The organism is Nonomuraea dietziae (assembly GCF_014195505.1).
In the GTDB taxonomy this organism is placed as follows: Bacteria; Actinomycetota; Actinomycetes; order Streptosporangiales; family Streptosporangiaceae; genus Nonomuraea; species Nonomuraea roseola.
In genome coordinates, this window is sequence record NZ_JACIBV010000001.1 from 5,220,776 (window position 1) to 5,235,834 (window position 15,059).

Annotated in this window: 14 protein-coding genes; 6 read left to right on the forward strand and 8 right to left on the reverse strand. The window is 70.6% G+C overall.

The window, feature by feature from the left end; genetic code table 11:
• The first annotated feature begins 128 nt into the window (after nt 1-128).
• From FHR33_RS24855 to FHR33_RS24865, 3 genes are read left to right on the forward strand one after another with little or no spacing between them, the layout of a single operon-like run.
• The gene (locus FHR33_RS24855) at nt 129-2,225 is read left to right on the forward strand and encodes a molybdopterin-dependent oxidoreductase (protein ID WP_183652225.1); all 2,097 of its coding nucleotides are present in this window, start codon (nt 129-131) and stop codon (nt 2,223-2,225) included.
• A 46-nt stretch (nt 2,226-2,271) separates the two neighbouring features.
• The gene (locus FHR33_RS24860; protein ID WP_312895708.1) at nt 2,272-2,874 is read left to right on the forward strand and encodes an HD domain-containing protein; all 603 of its coding nucleotides are present in this window, start codon (nt 2,272-2,274) and stop codon (nt 2,872-2,874) included.
• Nucleotides 2,875-2,904: 30 nt separating this feature from the next.
• A complete protein-coding gene (locus tag FHR33_RS24865) occupies nt 2,905-3,789 on the forward strand; it encodes a Rieske (2Fe-2S) protein (RefSeq protein ID WP_312895709.1) in 885 nt (294 codons plus the stop codon).
• Nucleotides 3,790-4,185: 396 nt separating this feature from the next.
• On the opposite strand, the gene FHR33_RS24870 is transcribed toward FHR33_RS24865, so the two are convergent.
• From FHR33_RS24870 to FHR33_RS24885, 4 genes are all read right to left on the reverse strand, one after another.
• Nucleotides 4,186-4,434 carry a DUF8836 family protein gene (locus FHR33_RS24870; protein ID WP_183652231.1) on the reverse strand — a complete coding sequence of 83 codons (249 nt, stop codon included), beginning with the start codon at nt 4,432-4,434 and terminating at the stop codon, nt 4,186-4,188.
• Between the two features lie 30 nt (nt 4,435-4,464).
• Nucleotides 4,465-5,220 (reverse strand): sulfite exporter TauE/SafE family protein, encoded by a 756-nt coding sequence (locus tag FHR33_RS24875; protein ID WP_183652234.1) that lies wholly within the window; start codon nt 5,218-5,220, stop codon nt 4,465-4,467.
• A gap of 434 nt (nt 5,221-5,654) precedes the next feature.
• Nucleotides 5,655-6,584: an SPFH domain-containing protein gene (locus FHR33_RS24880; RefSeq protein ID WP_183652236.1), complete on the reverse strand. Its 930-nt coding sequence runs from the start codon at nt 6,582-6,584 to the stop codon at nt 5,655-5,657.
• A gap of 75 nt (nt 6,585-6,659) precedes the next feature.
• On the reverse strand, nt 6,660-7,448 hold the full coding sequence (locus FHR33_RS24885) for an ABC transporter ATP-binding protein (protein ID WP_183652240.1): 789 nt from the start codon (nt 7,446-7,448) through the stop codon (nt 6,660-6,662).
• 66 nt (nt 7,449-7,514) lie between these two features.
• On the opposite strand from FHR33_RS24885, the gene FHR33_RS24890 reads away from it, so the two are divergent.
• Complete coding sequence (locus tag FHR33_RS24890) at nt 7,515-8,225, forward strand: Rv1486c family protein (RefSeq protein WP_183652243.1); 711 nt, start codon at nt 7,515-7,517, stop codon at nt 8,223-8,225.
• Between the two features lie 104 nt (nt 8,226-8,329).
• Here FHR33_RS24890 and FHR33_RS24895 read toward each other — a convergent pair whose 3' ends face one another.
• Complete coding sequence (locus FHR33_RS24895; RefSeq protein WP_183652246.1) at nt 8,330-10,996, reverse strand: protein kinase domain-containing protein; 2,667 nt, start codon at nt 10,994-10,996, stop codon at nt 8,330-8,332.
• 170 nt (nt 10,997-11,166) lie between these two features.
• Between FHR33_RS24895 and FHR33_RS24900 the strand changes: the two genes are divergently transcribed.
• Nucleotides 11,167-11,841: a hypothetical protein gene (locus FHR33_RS24900; protein WP_183652249.1), complete on the forward strand. Its 675-nt coding sequence runs from the start codon at nt 11,167-11,169 to the stop codon at nt 11,839-11,841.
• A gap of 63 nt (nt 11,842-11,904) precedes the next feature.
• Here the strand turns inward: FHR33_RS24900 and FHR33_RS24905 are convergent, their stop codons facing one another.
• Entirely contained in the window at nt 11,905-12,804 is a 900-nt protein-coding gene (locus FHR33_RS24905) for a LysR family transcriptional regulator (RefSeq protein ID WP_183652252.1), read from the reverse strand.
• A gap of 71 nt (nt 12,805-12,875) precedes the next feature.
• Here FHR33_RS24905 and FHR33_RS24910 point away from each other — a divergent pair, with 71 nt between their 5' ends.
• Entirely contained in the window at nt 12,876-13,268 is a 393-nt protein-coding gene (locus tag FHR33_RS24910) for a RidA family protein (protein WP_183652254.1), read from the forward strand.
• Between the two features lie 59 nt (nt 13,269-13,327).
• Here FHR33_RS24910 and FHR33_RS24915 read toward each other — a convergent pair whose 3' ends face one another.
• Both FHR33_RS24915 and FHR33_RS24920 read right to left on the reverse strand, forming a co-directional pair.
• Nucleotides 13,328-13,933, reverse strand: a complete 606-nt coding sequence (locus FHR33_RS24915; protein WP_312895710.1) for a response regulator — start codon at nt 13,931-13,933, stop codon at nt 13,328-13,330.
• Entirely contained in the window at nt 13,930-15,045 is a 1,116-nt protein-coding gene (locus FHR33_RS24920; RefSeq protein ID WP_312895711.1) for a GAF domain-containing sensor histidine kinase, read from the reverse strand. The genes FHR33_RS24915 and FHR33_RS24920 overlap by 4 nt, the downstream gene beginning before the upstream one ends.
• Nucleotides 15,046-15,059 lie beyond the last annotated feature (14 nt).

Here is a 15,059-nt window from a genome sequence, read left to right on the forward strand (position 1 = left end):
CGCACCGGGGACGCTCCACGGCGGACGGGCGTCCCCTGACCCGTGGTGGAGAAAGCCAGACATTGGGGCCTTCCCACCCGCCGCCGTACGGGACAAGATGAGTTCGGATGACGAACTCAGGAGCAGCGATGACGACCGTGCACCGCACCTGCCCTCTCTGCGAGGCCGTCTGCGGCCTGACGCTCACGCTCGACGACGGCGGCCACGTCACCGGCGTCAGAGGCGACAAGGACGACCCTTTCAGCAAGGGCTTCATCTGTCCCAAGGGCGCCAGCCTCGGCCATCTCGACGAGGACCCCGACCGGCTGAGCAAGCCGCTGGTCAGGGAGGGTGACCAGTGGCGGGAGGTGTCGTGGGACGAGGCGTTCGCCACGGTCGCCCGCGCGCTCGAAGGGGTCAGGGACAGGCAGACGATCGCCGTCTACCTGGGCAACCCTGGGGCGCACACGATGGCGGGGGCGCTCTACACCGCGCCGCTGATCAGGGCGCTCGGCACCCGCAACGTCTTCTCGGCCAGCACCGCCGACCAGATGCCGAAGCACGTGGCCAGCGGGCTGATGTTCGGCCACCCGTTGCACATCCCCGTCCCCGATCTCGACAGGACCGACTACCTGCTGATGCTCGGCGCCAACCCGCTGGAGTCCAACGGCTCGCTGTGCACCGCCCCCGACTTCCCCGGCAGGCTGAAGGCGATCAGGAGACGCGGAGGGAAGGTCGTCGTGGTGGACCCGCGGCGCACCAGGACCGCCGCCCAGGCCGACGAACACGTGTTCGTCCGGCCGGGCAGCGACGCCTACCTGCTCTTCGGCCTGGTGCACACGCTCTTCGCCGAGCAGCTCACCAGCGTCTCTGTCGAGGTCAACGGCCTCGAGGAGGTCAGGGAGGCGGCCAAGCACTTCCCGCCTGAGGTGGTCGCCCGCCGTACGGGGGTGCCGGAGGAGACGATCGTCAGGCTGGCCCGCGAGCTGGCGGCGGCGCCCACGGCGGCGGTGTACGCCAGGATCGGCACCTGCACGCAGGAGTTCGGGACGCTGGCCCAGTGGCTGGTCGACGTGCTCAACACGCTCACCGGCAACCTCGACAGGCCGGGCGGCGCGATGTTCCCCATGCCGGCCACCGAACCGCCGAGGAGCCGCAGGCCGTACACGACCGGCAGGTGGAAGAGCCGCGTGCGCGGTCTGCCCGAGGCCAACGGCGAGCTGCCCGTGGCGACGCTGGCCGACGAGATCGAGACGCCGGGCGAGGGGCAGGTGCGCTTCCTGGTGACGGTGGCGGGCAACCCCGTGCTGTCGGCGCCGAACGGGTCCAGGCTGGACGAGGCGTTCGGGCAGCTCGACTTCATGGTCAGCGTCGATCCCTACCTCAACGAGACGACCAGGCACGCGAACGTGATCCTGCCGCCGCCGAGGGTGCTGCAGTCGGGCCACTACGACTTCGCGCTGCTGGGCTTCGCGGTGCGCAACTACACGCGCTACTCGCCTCCCGCCCTGCCTCTCGGCGAGCGGCCGTCGGAGTCAGAGATCATGGCGCGGCTCGCGATGATCGCCTCGGGGCTCGAAGGCGATCTGGACGAGTTCATCATCGACCAGACGCTCCAGAAGGCCGGAGTGGAGCTCCAGCTCACCGGAGAGACGGGGGCCGAGCGCAGGCTCGACATGATGTTGAAGCTCGGGCCGTACGGGCTGTCGCTGGAGAAGCTGCGTGAGAACCCGCACGGACTCGACCTCGGTGCGCTGGAACCACGGCTGCCGGGGATCCTGCGTACCGCCTCCGGGCTGGTCGAGCTGGCGCCCCCGCAGCTCATGGAGGACGTCGAACGGCTGAGAGAGCGGCTCGATCAGGCGCCGCCCGAGATGGTGCTGATCGGCAGGCGCCACCTGCGCTCGAACAACAGCTGGATGCACAACGTCGGCACGCTGGTCGGCGGAAGCAACAGGTGCACGCTGCAGATCAACCCCGCCGACGTCGCCAGGCTGGGCCTGGAGCAGCAGGCGGTGATCACGTCGGCGACCGGACGGCTCACGGTGACGCTGGAGCCGACGGACACGATCATGGCGGGCGTGGTGAGCCTGCCGCACGGATGGGGCCACGCGGGCAGCGCGCAGGCCGTCGCGGCCGAGCACGCGGGAGTCAGCGCGAACGTCCTGACCGATGACTCAGCGATCGACATACCTTCCGGCAACGCCGTGTTCAACGGCGTTCCGGTGACGATTGCCTCCCTGTGATCGTTGCGGTCGACCGGACACGTCGGACATTAATAGGGTGTCGCGCGTGACTACCACGCAAGAAGAGGACCGACTGAACGCCCAGATCGCCTTCGCAGTGGAGATCGACAAGCTGAAGCGGGTGATCCGCCGCAACAGCCTCATGGACGGATCACGCCGTGAGAACGACGCCGAGCACTCGTGGTACGTCGGCCTGCTGGCGATGATCCTCGCCGAGCACGCCCCGCAGGGGACCGACATCCAGCGGGTGGTCGCCATGCTGCTCGTCCACGACCTCGTCGAGATCGACGCGGGCGACACCTTCGTCTACGACCCTGTCGCGGTGGCCGCGCAGATCGACGCCGAGCGCGCCGCCGCCGACCGGATCTTCGCCCTGCTCCCCTCCGACCAGGCCGTGCTCTTCAGGGAGCTGTGGGAGGAGTTCGAGGCCCGCGAGACGGTCGAGGCGCGCTTCGCCAAGGCCCTCGACAGGTTCGCCCCGATCCTGGCCAACCACCACACCGAGGGCGGCACCTGGCCGCTGTTCAAGGTGACGGCCGGCCAGGTGCGCGAGAAGGTGAAGATCATCGAGGATGGCTCGGAGTCGCTCGGCGTCTACGCCAACGAGTTGATCGACCTCTCGGTCAGCCGGGGGCATCTGTCCGAGTGATCCCCTTACCGCCGGGGTAGGGGTTTGGTCGTGAAGGAGAAAGTCAGGCTGGCAGGGCCGGTCGACCTCGCCGACAAGCTCGAGAAGAGCAGGGCGATGGATCGGCCGATCAGAGTGCTGGCCAAAGCCGTACGGGAGAAGATCGGGCCGGGCAGGCTCCGCGACTGGTTGCACGGGGTGCCCACCGGCAAACCGCTGCATCCGCCACTGGCCACGGTCACACTCGGCTGCTGGGTGTCGGTCGCCGTGCTCGACCTCATGAACACCGACCCGAAGGCGTCGAAGGCGCTCCTGGCCGCAGGGGTGGCGGGCGCCGTGCCGACGGCGGCAGCGGGGCTCACCGACTGGTCGTCACTCCACCGCGAGCAACAGCGGGTGGGCTTCGTCCACATGGTCACCAACCTCACCGCCCTCAGCCTGTTCTCCGGCTCGTTGCTGCTCCGCATGGCCGGACGGCAGGGCGGCGGCAAGGCGCTGTCCATGCTGGGCCTCGGCGCCGCGGCGGTCGGCGGCTACCTCGGCGGCCACATGGCCTACCGGCAGGCGGCGGGTGCCAACCACGCCGAGCAGGTCGCCCACCTGGTGCCGCTCGGCTGGCACGATCTGTGCCCGATCAAGGACCTGCCCGAGGGACGTCCCGTGACCCGCAGGCTCGGTTACATCCAGCTCTTCGTGCTCAGGCACGGCGGCGGCGTGAGCGTGCTCGCCGACCGCTGCTCGCACCTGGCCGGCCCCCTGCACCAGGGACGACTGGTGATCGAGAACGGCGAGCCCTGCGTGGTCTGCCCGTGGCACGGCAGCACGTTCAGGATCGCCGACGGCAGCGTCAAGCACGGCCCCGCCACCGCGCCGGCCCCCACCTTCGAGACCCGCGTACGACGCGACGGCACCATCCAGGTGCGGCCTTTGACCTGACCTCGGCCCGACTTCCGCGATCGTTTAACGGACGATGTGGGCAGCCACGCCGTTCCCGGCTCGTCGCCGAGGGCGTCCAGGTCAGGGCGCTGGTCCGCGACCCCGGTCACCTGAGTCGGAAGCTCGGATTCTGGGGTGACCCGGAGATCGTGGAGGAGGAGCTCGACGGGCGGGCTTCGTTCCGGACCGGACACAAGGTGGTCACCGACACCGTCGAGCGGCTTCGTTCCGGACCGGACACAAGGTGGTCACCGACACCGTCGAGCGGCTTCGTTCCGGACCGGGCACAAGGTGGTCACCGACACCGTCGAGCGGCTTCGTTCCGGAGGGGGTCACCGACACCGTCGATTGGCTGACAGGACGGCCCGCGAGGTCACCGCGGGAGTGCGAGGCCGATCAGGCGGCGGACTTCCGCTGACCCGCGGGGCGGGGCTGATCGGCCGGGTGTTCGACCAGAGCGAGGATCCGGCTGGACATGAAGCGCGCGGTGCGCACGGCCGTGCCGCTTCGTGTCACCTCGCTGACTTCTACCAGGCCGCGCCGGTTGGCCACTTCGACCCGCCGTCCGGCTTTCGTGGCGATCACTTCGTAGGTTCGCGGAGTGCCTCCCGCGTCGATCACGATCTCGACCCGATCACCCTTCATAGCATGATTTATACCCATTGAGCTGTGGATTTATCCGTACACCAGTTTGATTATCGCGGCGATCCCGACGCAGACGATGAAGCCGCGCAGGATCGGAGCGGGCAGCCTGCGTCCCACCTTCGCGCCCAGGAAACCGCCCAGCGTGGCGCCGAGCGCCACCATCAGCACCGCCCACCAGTCGATGGGCGCGATGATCACGAACAGCACGGCGGCGGTGGCGTTGACGATGAGCGACAGCACGTTCTTGGCGGCGTTGACGCGCTGCAGGCCGTCGTCGAGGAAGCTGCCGAGCAGGCCGATGAGCAGCACACCCTGGGCGGCGCCGAAGTAGCCGCCGTAGATACCCGCGCCGAACACGCCGAGCCACAGCCAGGGGCCGCCGTCGGGGTGGGCGTCCTGCCTGCGCGCGGCCAGCCAGCCGTTCAGCTTCGGCTGGACCACGACCAGCACACAGGCGACCGCGATCAGGATCGGCACCACGATCTGGAACACGTCGGGGTCGAGCACCAGCAGGAGCAGTCCGCCCAGCAGGGAGCCGAGCGCCGACCCCATGCCCATCCTGACGAGGCGGTCACGCTGGCCCTTGAGCTCGGCGCGGTAGCCGTACGCGCCGGTGAAGGAGCCGGGGACCAGGCCGATGTTGTTGGAGACGTTGGCGGTCACGGGGTCGACGCCTACGGCCACCAGAGTGGGGAAGGTGATCAGCGAGCCCGACCCGACGACCGCGTTGATGGCCCCTGCTGCGACTCCGGCCGCGCAGACCGCGACCGCCTCCCACGGCGTCAAGACCCGCCCCTTTCGTATTCCGTATGCACTGTGGCCCGAGCCTAGAGCCAGCTCCTACCCTGCTCGTCCCCGGGGTGGCCGCGGAGCGCTCGGAAGGAAGCACAGACGGCGGAGCTCCCCAAGAGGGCGGGGGAGGCCTGGAGGGGAGGCGTGCCGGGCCTCCCGGAAGCGCACGAAGGGAGCGTGAGCCGGCGGGAGACGCTCCGGGGACTCTCCCCGGAAGCGCGCGAAGAAAGGCGAGTTGGCGGGAGACGCTCCGGGGACTCCCGGAAGCGCGTGGAGGGAGCGTGAGCCGGGTGGAGGACGCGGCCGGGGGAAGGCGGGCCGGGGAGTCAGGTGGGCGCGGGCGGGGGAAGGCGGGCCGGGGAGTCAGGTGGGCGCGGGCGGGGGAAGGCGGGCCGGGGAGTCAGGTGGGCGAGGACGCCGGGAGGGGGTCAGCTCTCCTTGCCGCCGCCGTCCTTGTCGCCTCCGAACAGCCCGCCGAGGGTCTCCAGCACCCGCCCCATCTCCGACGGCACGATCCACAGCTTGTTCGCGTCGCCCTTGGCCAGCTCGGGCAGCATCTGCAGGTACTGGTAGGCCAGCAGCCGCTGGTCGGGGTTGCCCTCGTGGATGGCCTTGAACACCATCCCGATCGCGTCGGCCTGCCCCTTGGCCCGCATGGCCGCCGCCTCCGCCTCGGCCTGGGCGCGCAGCACCGCCGCCTCGGCCTCTCCCCTCGCCCGCAGCACCGCCGCCGTCTTCTCCCCCTCGGCGGTCAGGATCGCCGCCTGCTTCTGCCCCTCGGCCGTGAGCACGGCGGCGCGCTTGTCGCGGTCGGCCCGCATCTGCTTCTCCATCGAGTCCTGGATGGAGGCGGGCGGGTCGATGGCCTTCAGCTCGACGCGGTTGACCCTGATCCCCCACTTGCCGGTGGCCTCGTCCAGCACGCCGCGCAGCTCGGTGTTGATCTCCTCGCGCGAGGTCAGCGTGCGCTCCAGGTCCATGCCGCCGACCACGTTGCGCAGGGTGGTCACCGTCAGCTGCTCGACGCCGACCAGGAAGTTGGCGATCTCGTAGGTGGCCGCCTTCGGATTGGTCACCTGGAAGTAGATGACGGTGTCGATGGAGACCACCAGGTTGTCGGAGGTGATGACCGGCTGAGGGGGGAACGACACGACCTGCTCACGCAGGTCGATCATCTCTTTGATGCGGTCGATGAACGGCACGACGAGGTTCAGCCCCGGCGTCAGCGTGCGGTGGTAGCGCCCGAGCCGCTCGATGATGGCCGCGGTGGCCTGAGGGATGATCCGGATGGTCCTCGCCAGGGCGAACCCCACCACAGCGACCACGACAAGAGCGACGATCAGCTGTTCGGTGCCCATGGCAACACTCCGCGAGTCGAAAGGTCCCGACCACGAAGATGATATTTGGTTTTACCTTTTGAGAGCCGTGAATCGCTATTGAGGCCTGGCGTACCAGCGTCCCTGACCGTTGCGTTCGAGGAGCAGCGGCATCCCGAACGTGCGCGAGAGGTTGTCAGCCGTCATCACGTCCTCGATCGGCCCCTGGGCGACGGCCGAGCCGTGGCGCAGCAGCAGGGCGTGGGTGAAGCCGTTGGGGACCTCCTCCACGTGGTGCGTGACCAGCACCATGGTGGGCGAGCGGTGGTCGTAGGCGAGCGTCGACAGCCGCCGCACCAGGTCTTCCCGCCCGCCGAGGTCGAGGCCCGCCGCGGGCTCGTCGAGCAGGAGCAGCTCCGGGTCGGGCATGAGCGCCCTGGCGATCTGCACCCGCTTGCGCTCGCCCTCGGACAGGGTGCCGAAGCGCCGCCTGATCAGGTGGGCGACGCCCATCATGTCGATCAGCTCGACCGCCCTGGTGACGTCGTGGGAGTCGTACTCCTCGGTCCAGCGGCCGAGGATCGCGTAGGACGCGGTCAGCACCAGGTCGATGACCTTCTCGTCCTGCGGCACCTTCTCGGCCAGCGCCGAGCTGGCCAGGCCGATGCGCGGACGCAGGTCGAACACGTCGGTCTGGCCTATCCGTTCGCCGAGCACCTCGACCACGCCCTCGCTGGGGAACAGCAACGTGGCGGCGACCTGCAGCAGCGTCGTCTTTCCCGCGCCGTTGGGCCCGATCACGACCCAGCGCTCGTCCTCGTTGACCTCCCAGTCGATGCCGCGTATCAGGGCCGCCCCATCACGCCGGACGCCGACGTCCTGGAGCCGCAGCACCTGACCACCCATCGCTGATCCCTCCCTATGGAACGCTCGGGACAAACCTATTGCAGGGCGAGCGCATATCGTGGACCGGTGCGCGCTGAATCGCCTATCTCACCGCCGCTCGTCGCGTGGGGCAACGCCTGGCTGTCAGGTCACGTCGGCCTGGACGAGGCAGTCGACCAGGTCGAGAAGCTGTCGGGCCCCGCTCTTGTGGGGTCGCTACCGCTGCGGAGGTACCTCGCCGAACTCAGGGTCGACGGGCTCAGCGAGTTGCGCCTCGCGCTGCCCGCTCCAGGAGATCCGCTCGGCCTGTCGGGTCCGCCCGCGTTCAACGCGGCCGCGCTGGAAGCGGGGGAGGCGGTGATCGCGGTGCTCGGCGATCGGGCTCTCGGGCTGCTGCCCTCCCCCGATGTGCGGGGCTCGTCCTACGCGGGGGTGCTGTTCGCGGTGCACGAGTCGGGGCCGCCGAGGGCCGACCTGCCGTCGCTGGCGGAGGCCGAGCGCGAGCTGACCACCTCGATGCTGGCGGCCACCGAGGCGCTGGCCGAGGTCGGAGGGCCGCTGCAGGGCCATCCAGGACGGCTCGAGCGCGTGAACGGCGCGCTGGCTCCCGGCTATCCGGCGCGCGCGCACCGCGTGTCGGCGCTGGCCTCCAGGCTGTCGGCGGCGCTGCTGGCGGCCGACGACCGCGGTCTCACCGCGAGCCAGATCGCGACCAGGTCGGTCGCGCTGCGCACCCTCGACTCCGCCGTCCGCCGCGCGCTGGTCTCCGCCCACCACGCGATCTTCGAGCCGCGCTGAGCCGTACGGCAGGCCCCCACGGCCCCACCCCCGTCACCGGCCGCCCTCCCTCCAGGGAGACGCTCCTCGAGCGCGCGCGGCCGGGCGCCGTGACGCGGCACGCGTCACGGCGAGGGCGAGTCGAAGCGCCAGATCCTGATGCGCCTGTCCTTGCCCGCCGACACCAGGGCGGGCGAGTCCCCCACCGTGGCGACGGCGACCGAGTACACCCCGCCCTTGTGCGCCTTGACCTTGCCGCCGAGGGCCTTCCTGGTCTCGGGGTCCCACAGGCGGATCGTGCCGTCGGTGCTGCCCGAGGCCAGCACCGCCTTCCCGCCGACCGACCCGAACGACAGCGAGTAGACGTTGCCGGTGTGCCCCGACATGGCCTTGCCGACCGACCGCCCGGTCTTCGGGTCCCAGAGACGGACCTTCTCGTCCTTGCCGCCCGACGCCACCACGGCCTTGCCGTCGACCTGCCCGACCGCGACCGAGAACACCGCCTTGCTGTGCCCCTTGTAGGGCTTGCCGTACGCCTTGCGCTTGGACAGGTCCCACACTCGAAGCGTCTCGTCCTCGCTGGCCGAGACCACCACGGGACGGTCGCCGACGCGGCCGACGCTCAGCCAGTTGATGTCCCTGCCGTGCGCCTTGACCGAGCCGAGCTGCCTGCGCTTCTTCAGGTCCCAGAAGCGCAGCATGCCGTCGCCGTCGCCGGTCACCGCGACGTATTTGCCGCCCACCTTGCCGACGGCGACGGCGAAGACCGCGATCGGGTGCCTGCCGAGGACCGTCCCCTTGCGGGTCTTCAGGTTCCACAGGCGCACGGTGTGGTCGTAGCCGCCGGTCACGGCCATCGGCGTGCTGCCGACGGTCACGCAGGCGACCGCGTAGACGTCGTTGTCGTGGCCGCGCAGCTTGGCGACCGTGGTGCGCTTGACCGGGTCCCAGATCCGCAGCACGCCGTCCTGACCACCGGACACGAACCGCTGAGCGCCGCCGATCCTGATCCCGGACAGCGACTGGATCGCCTTGCTGTGACCGGCCATCGACTTGCCTTCCTGCTCGCCCAGGACCGGTAGCACGGCCTCCTGTGGCGGGGCGGTCGGCGTGACCGTCGGGGAGGGAGACCCGCTCGGCTGTGGCGAGCCGGAGACCGAGGGGGAGACAGAGGCCGAGACTGACGGGGAGACGGGGGCCGAGGGCGTGGCCGTCGGCGAGAGCGAGGTGGCGTCGCCCGCGAGCGTGGTCGGCGTGGGGTCCTGCCCGCCCTCGAAGGCTCTCGGGGCGAAGATCAGCACACCCGCCGCGAGGGCCAGGGCCAGCAGCAGCGCGCTGCCGACCATGCCGGCTCTGCGCCGCCGCGCCTTGTCCTCCGCCCGCTTCTCCTCGGGCCTGGTCTCCCTGAAGAACGCGTCGTTGTCGTTGTCGCGCGGCGCCCTCGGGGGCGGGTAGGCGCCCAGCGGGTACTGGCCCTGCCCGCCGTACGGACGGCCCACACCCGCGTCGGACCGCCCCGCCCCGTCAGGGGAGGCGGACGGGAGAGGCGCCGCCCCCAGGGGCACGGCCCCCTGCGCGCCCGGGCCGTGCGGGGCCGAGGCGTGCGGGGCCGAGGCGTGCGGGAGTGGCGACTGGGAGGGCTGAGACTGCGGAGACGGCTGGTGAGGCGGCACGTGGCCCTGCGGCGACCGGTACGGCTGCGCGGGGGCCTGCGGCGGGATGTAGGCGTTCGCGGGCATCCCCGAGGGGCTGACCCACCCGCTCGGCTGCGACTCCGAAGGACTCGCCCATCCCCCCGGGTTCGACCTGCCGGGGTTCGGGTGGGGCGGCGAGGAGGGTCCTGCCCAGCGGTTCTGGCCGGAGTCGGCGGGGTCGGCCCAGCCGTCCGGCAGCGAGTCGAGCACGCCCGGCGGCCGCTCGTCGACCGACGCCACCTGCGAGCCCGTGCTCATCGCCACCTCGGCGTCGAGCTCGGCCACCGCGCCCTGGTTCTCCAGCAGCGAGAACAGCGCCTCGGCCGCCGAGGGCCGCTCCTCTGCCCGCTTGCTCAGGCAGGCCTGCACGAGCGGCCGCAGGCTGTCGGGGAAGGCCGACAGGTCGGGTTCGTCGTTGATGACCCTGTAGATGACCGCGGGGAGGCTGTCCTGGCCGAACGCGGGCGCCCCTGTGGCCGCGAACGTCATGGTCAGCGCCCAGCTGAACAGGTCGCTCGCGGGGCCGACGCGCTCGCCCGAGATCTGCTCGGGCGACATGTAGGCGGGTGTCCCCACGACTCCGCTGCTGAGCGTCATCGAGGAGTCGAGCGCCCTGGCGATGCCGAAGTCGATCACGCGGGGGCCGTCGGGGCCCAGCAGCACGTTGCTCGGCTTGAAGTCGCGGTGCACGATGCCGGCGCGGTGGATGGCGGCCAGTGCGGTGACCGTGCCCACGGCCAGCCGGTAGAGGGCCCCGCCCGAGCGGGGGCCGTCGGTCTGCACCACGCGCTGGAGCGAGACGCCCTCGACCAGCTCGCTGACGATGTACGGCAGCTCGCCGTCCATGTTGGCGCCGAGCACCTGCGCGGTGCAGAACTGCGCGACCCGCCGTGCGGCCGCCACCTCCCGCATGAAGCGTTCGGCGTCGATGCCCGGCCTGTCCAGCCTGGTGTTCAGCAGCTTGATCGCGACCAGTTCCCCGTCAGGGCCCTGGGCCTTGTAGACGATCCCCTGCGCGCCTTTGCCCAGCCGTCCGAGCAACCGGTACTGGCCCAGCTCAGCCGGGTCCCCGGGCTGTAACGGGTGCTTGTCCGGCACCTGCAGTCTCCCCCTCGTGCGATTCCCCCGCCGCAAGAGTGACCGGCCCAGCGCAAGGCACGCAAGCAACGCGATATCACGATAGATCATCACTCTTTGCGGAATCTTTACCCTAGGCATAATCGACTAGAGAATGGGGGATTTCCAGTTCCGTTAGGGGGAGCCGCACCATGCGCCGACAGTTCGGCATGTTCTTGGGCCTTGGCCTGATCACACCACTGGTCCCGCTGGCCGCCGCAGCGCCGGCCGTGGCGGCGGTCGCACCCGCGACGACCAGCCCCGTGGTGGCCGCCGCCACGAAGGACCCGTTCTCCAAGTTCAAGGTGAGCGTCAAGTACACGAAGGCCACCAAGCGCGGCGGCAAGATCACGTATTACATCAAGGCCAAGAATCTCGGGCCCTATGACGCCGATTACTTCGGGGTGGGCGGCTTCCTGCCCAAGGGCGTCGTGCCGACGCTGAAGTGGGGCGGACCCAAGGGCACCAAGTGCGTGTGGCAGGGCCAGATCTTCCTGTGCATGCCGAGGTACCAGGTGCCCGTCGGCGGCACCACCTGGCTGAACTTCCAGCTGACGCTGAAGAAGAACACCAAGGGCCTGGCCAAGGCCAAGGTCGGTGTGGTCGCCTACGACCTGCCCACCGGTGCGGAGAACCTCGACCAGGAGGAGCTCGGCCGCCTCGGGCTCAAGGGCCACCTGTTCATGAAGAACACCGCGACGAAGATCGTCTGGCCGCAGAAGCGCCGTACGGGCAGCACCTACACGCCCCCGCCGCCCCCTCCGCAGCCCAAGTGGAACCCGCCGTCGAACACCTACGTCGAGCGGAACGAGAAGAAGGACACCTGATCGGCACCGCCTGACCCTCAGCCCCGGCACCACCCGGTGCGGGGCTGAGGTGGGTACAGCCTCTCACCTGCGGGCTTCGCCGCGTGCGGCTTCGAGAAAGCGGGTGACCAGCGGGTTCCCCTCGCCCTCACGCCAGCACATCGCGACGGCGGTGCGCGCGGTGTCCGGGTCGATCCTGCGGTGGACCACGCCGCTGAGCCTGATCCTGCGAATGCTCGCGGGAGCGAGGGAGACGCCGAGCCCTGCCTCGACGAGCGCCGAGACCGTCTGCCACTCCACCGCGTGCTGGCCGACGCGCGGCTCGAACCCCGCCTCGCGGCACACCTCCATGATGCGATCGTGGACGGTCGGCCCCGCGGCGCGGGGCAGCAGCACGAACGGCTCCTCCGCCAGCGCGGCGACGGGCACGACGCGCTGAGCCGCGAGCCGATGACCGGCAGGCAGCACGGCGACGAACCGCTCGGCCAGGATCGGCTCCATCACCAGGCCCTGTTCGCCCGGCGGCTCCCGCAGGAGCCCCACGTCTATCGCGCGCTCGCGCAGCGCGACCACCTGCGGCGCCGTCGTCATCTCGCGGATCTCCATCTCCACCTCGGGATGGCGCTCGCGGTAGGCCCGCAGGATCCCAGGCAGGACGGTCAGCGCGAGCGAGGCCGCGAACCCGATCCTGATGCGACCTGCCAGCCCGTCGCCGATGCGCCGTGCCGCTCGCAGCCCGCCCGCGACCTCGTCCAGCGCGTGCAGGGCGGCGGGCAGGAGCTCCTGCCCCGCGGGCGTCAGGACGACGCCGCCCGATCCCCGGTCGAACAGGGCGTGCCCGACCTTCTGCTCCAGCCGCCTGATCTGCTGGCTGAGCGGAGGCTGGGCGATGCCCAGCCGTTCGGCGGCCCTTCCGAAGTGCAGCTCCTCTGCCAGGACGGCGAAGGCGTACAGCTGTTGGAGTGCGAGTTCGGGCCGATCCATACGCCTAGAGATATCACGCCATACGGAATTGTGTATTAGACGTATAACCACAGGCCGTCTAGCTTCGCCTCATGACAGAGCGACGTGCGATCCTGAGCGGCTCCACCTTCGAGGAGGAGATCGGCTACGCCAGGGCGGTCGTGGACGGTGACTGGGTCCACGTGTCGGGAACCACCGGCTTCGACTACGCGACGATGACGATCTCCGACGACGTGGTCGAGCAGGCCGAGCAGTGCCTGCGCACCATCGGCGCGGCCCTGGCGGAGGCGGGCAGCTCGTTCGCCGACGTCGTGAGGGTGCGGTACCTGCTGCCTGACAGGGCGGACTTCGAGCCGTGCTGGCCTGTCCTGCGCCGCCGCTTCGGCGAGATCCGTCCGGCCGCCACGATGCTCGTGTGCGGCCTGGCCGACCCCCGCATGAAGATCGAGATCGAGGTGTACGCCCGCCGCCCCGCGACCGGCTGACGGCTCCCTCCGGTCCGCGCGGCCGTGCCCGCGGGGCGGGGCGACCCCGGAGGACGGGCTCAGCCCAGGCCGTGGCGGACCGCGTAGAGGGCGGCCTGGGTGCGGTCCTGGACGCCCAGCTTCATCAGCACGTTCGACACGTGGGTCTTCACGGTCTTCTCCGCCACGGAGAGGTCCCTGGCGATCTCCTTGTTCGACCGCCCCGCCGCGATCAGCCTCAGCACCTCCCGCTCCCTGTCCGTCAGCGGCACCGGCGGGGCCTCGGCGGTCAGCATCGCCGAGGCCGCCTCCTGCGCCAGCAGTACCTGCCCGCCGTGCACCGCACGCACCGCCTGCACCAGCGCGTTGGGGTCGACGTCCTTGTAGAGGAAGCCCGCGGCGCCTGCCCGCATCGCCGGCCCCACGTCGGACCTGTCGCTCACCGAGGTCAGCACCAGCACCCTGGTCGGGCCGCCGTTCAGCCGCTCCAGCGCGCCGAGCCCGTCGAGCACCGGCATCTTGAGGTCGAGCAGCAACACGTCGGGTCGCAGCTTCTCCACCAGCGCGACCGCCTCCGCGCCGTCCCCGGCCTCGCCGACGACCGTGATGTCGTCCTGCAGGTCGAGGAAGGTCCGCAAACCCTGCCGTACGACCGGGTGATCGTCGGCGATCAGCACCTGGATCACACGCCCACCTCCATGCGCACCGTCGTCCCCTTGCCCGGCTCGGAGGAGACGGTCACCGCGCCGCCGACCGTCTCGGCGCGGTCGGCCATCGACACCAGCCCGAGCCCCCGCCCCTGCCCCGCGTCGTCGAAACCGACGCCTTCGTCGCGCACCACGAGCACCAGCTTGCCCGACGTGTGCGTGAGCCGCACCGAGACGCGCTCCGCGTCGGAGTGGCGCAGCGCGTTGTGCAGCGCCTCCTGCGCCACCCGCAGGACCGCGACCTCCACCTCGGAGGGTACGGCCGGCAGCTCGTCGCCCTCGAAGACCACCTCGCACGGCTGCAGCCTGTCGAGCAGCCGCACGTGCTTGCGGAGCGTCTCGGCCAGCCCGTGCCTGTCGAGCTCGGCGGGACGGAGCTCCACGATCACCGCGCGCAGCTCGGCCAGCGCCTCCCCGGCCAGGCGCTGCACGCGTTCGAGCTCGACGGCGGCCCTGGCGGGGTCCACCTGCAGCAGCGAGTTGGCGGCCTGCGCGGTCAGCCGCAGCGAGAACAGCTTCTGGGTGACGGCGTCGTGCAGCTCGCGCGCCATCCTGTTGCGCTCCTCGAGCATGGCCAGCTCGCGCCCCCTCTCGTAGAGGCGGGCGTTGGTCAGCGCGAGCGCGGCGTGCGCGGCGAACATCGTCAGCAGCTTCTCGTCCTCCTCGGTGAACCCGCCAGGCACCTTCTTGTTGGCCAGGAAGATGATGCCGAGCACCTGCTCGCCGTCGAGGATGGGCACGCCGAGGAAGTCGTGCATGACGGGGTGCGCCTTCGGCCAGTACTCGAAGCGGGGGTCCTTCGGCAGGTCGGGCAGGCGGACGGGGACGCCCTCGCGGAGCATCGCGCCGAGCATGCCATGCTGGCGGGGCAGCGGCCCGATGGCGTCCCACTGCTTGTCGGTGATGCCCTCGGCGACGAACTCGCCGAACGAGCCGTCCTCGTCGGGCACGCCGAGCGCCGCGTATCTGGCGTTGAGCAGCTGCTGGGCCGAGCGGACGATGACCTGCAGGACCTCGCGCACCGACAGGTGACGCGTGACGGCCAGGACGGCCGAACTCACCGCGCGCAGGATGTCGGATTCGGGGCTCACGAGCCTCAGCCTAC

What these genes read in the sequence shown, in the direction of transcription:
- FHR33_RS24855 (WP_183652225.1), top strand. Translation starts at nt 129, where the DNA reads ATGACGACCGTGCACCGCACCTGCCCTCTCTGCGAGGCCGTCTGCGGC.
- FHR33_RS24870 (WP_183652231.1), bottom strand. Translation starts at nt 4,434, where the DNA reads ATGAAGGGTGATCGGGTCGAGATCGTGATCGACGCGGGAGGCACTCCG.
- FHR33_RS24880 (WP_183652236.1), bottom strand. Translation starts at nt 6,584, where the DNA reads ATGGGCACCGAACAGCTGATCGTCGCTCTTGTCGTGGTCGCTGTGGTG.
- FHR33_RS24885 (WP_183652240.1), bottom strand. Translation starts at nt 7,448, where the DNA reads ATGGGTGGTCAGGTGCTGCGGCTCCAGGACGTCGGCGTCCGGCGTGAT.
- FHR33_RS24900 (WP_183652249.1), top strand. Translation starts at nt 11,167, where the DNA reads ATGCGCCGACAGTTCGGCATGTTCTTGGGCCTTGGCCTGATCACACCA.
- FHR33_RS24905 (WP_183652252.1), bottom strand. Translation starts at nt 12,804, where the DNA reads ATGGATCGGCCCGAACTCGCACTCCAACAGCTGTACGCCTTCGCCGTC.
- FHR33_RS24910 (WP_183652254.1), top strand. Translation starts at nt 12,876, where the DNA reads ATGACAGAGCGACGTGCGATCCTGAGCGGCTCCACCTTCGAGGAGGAG.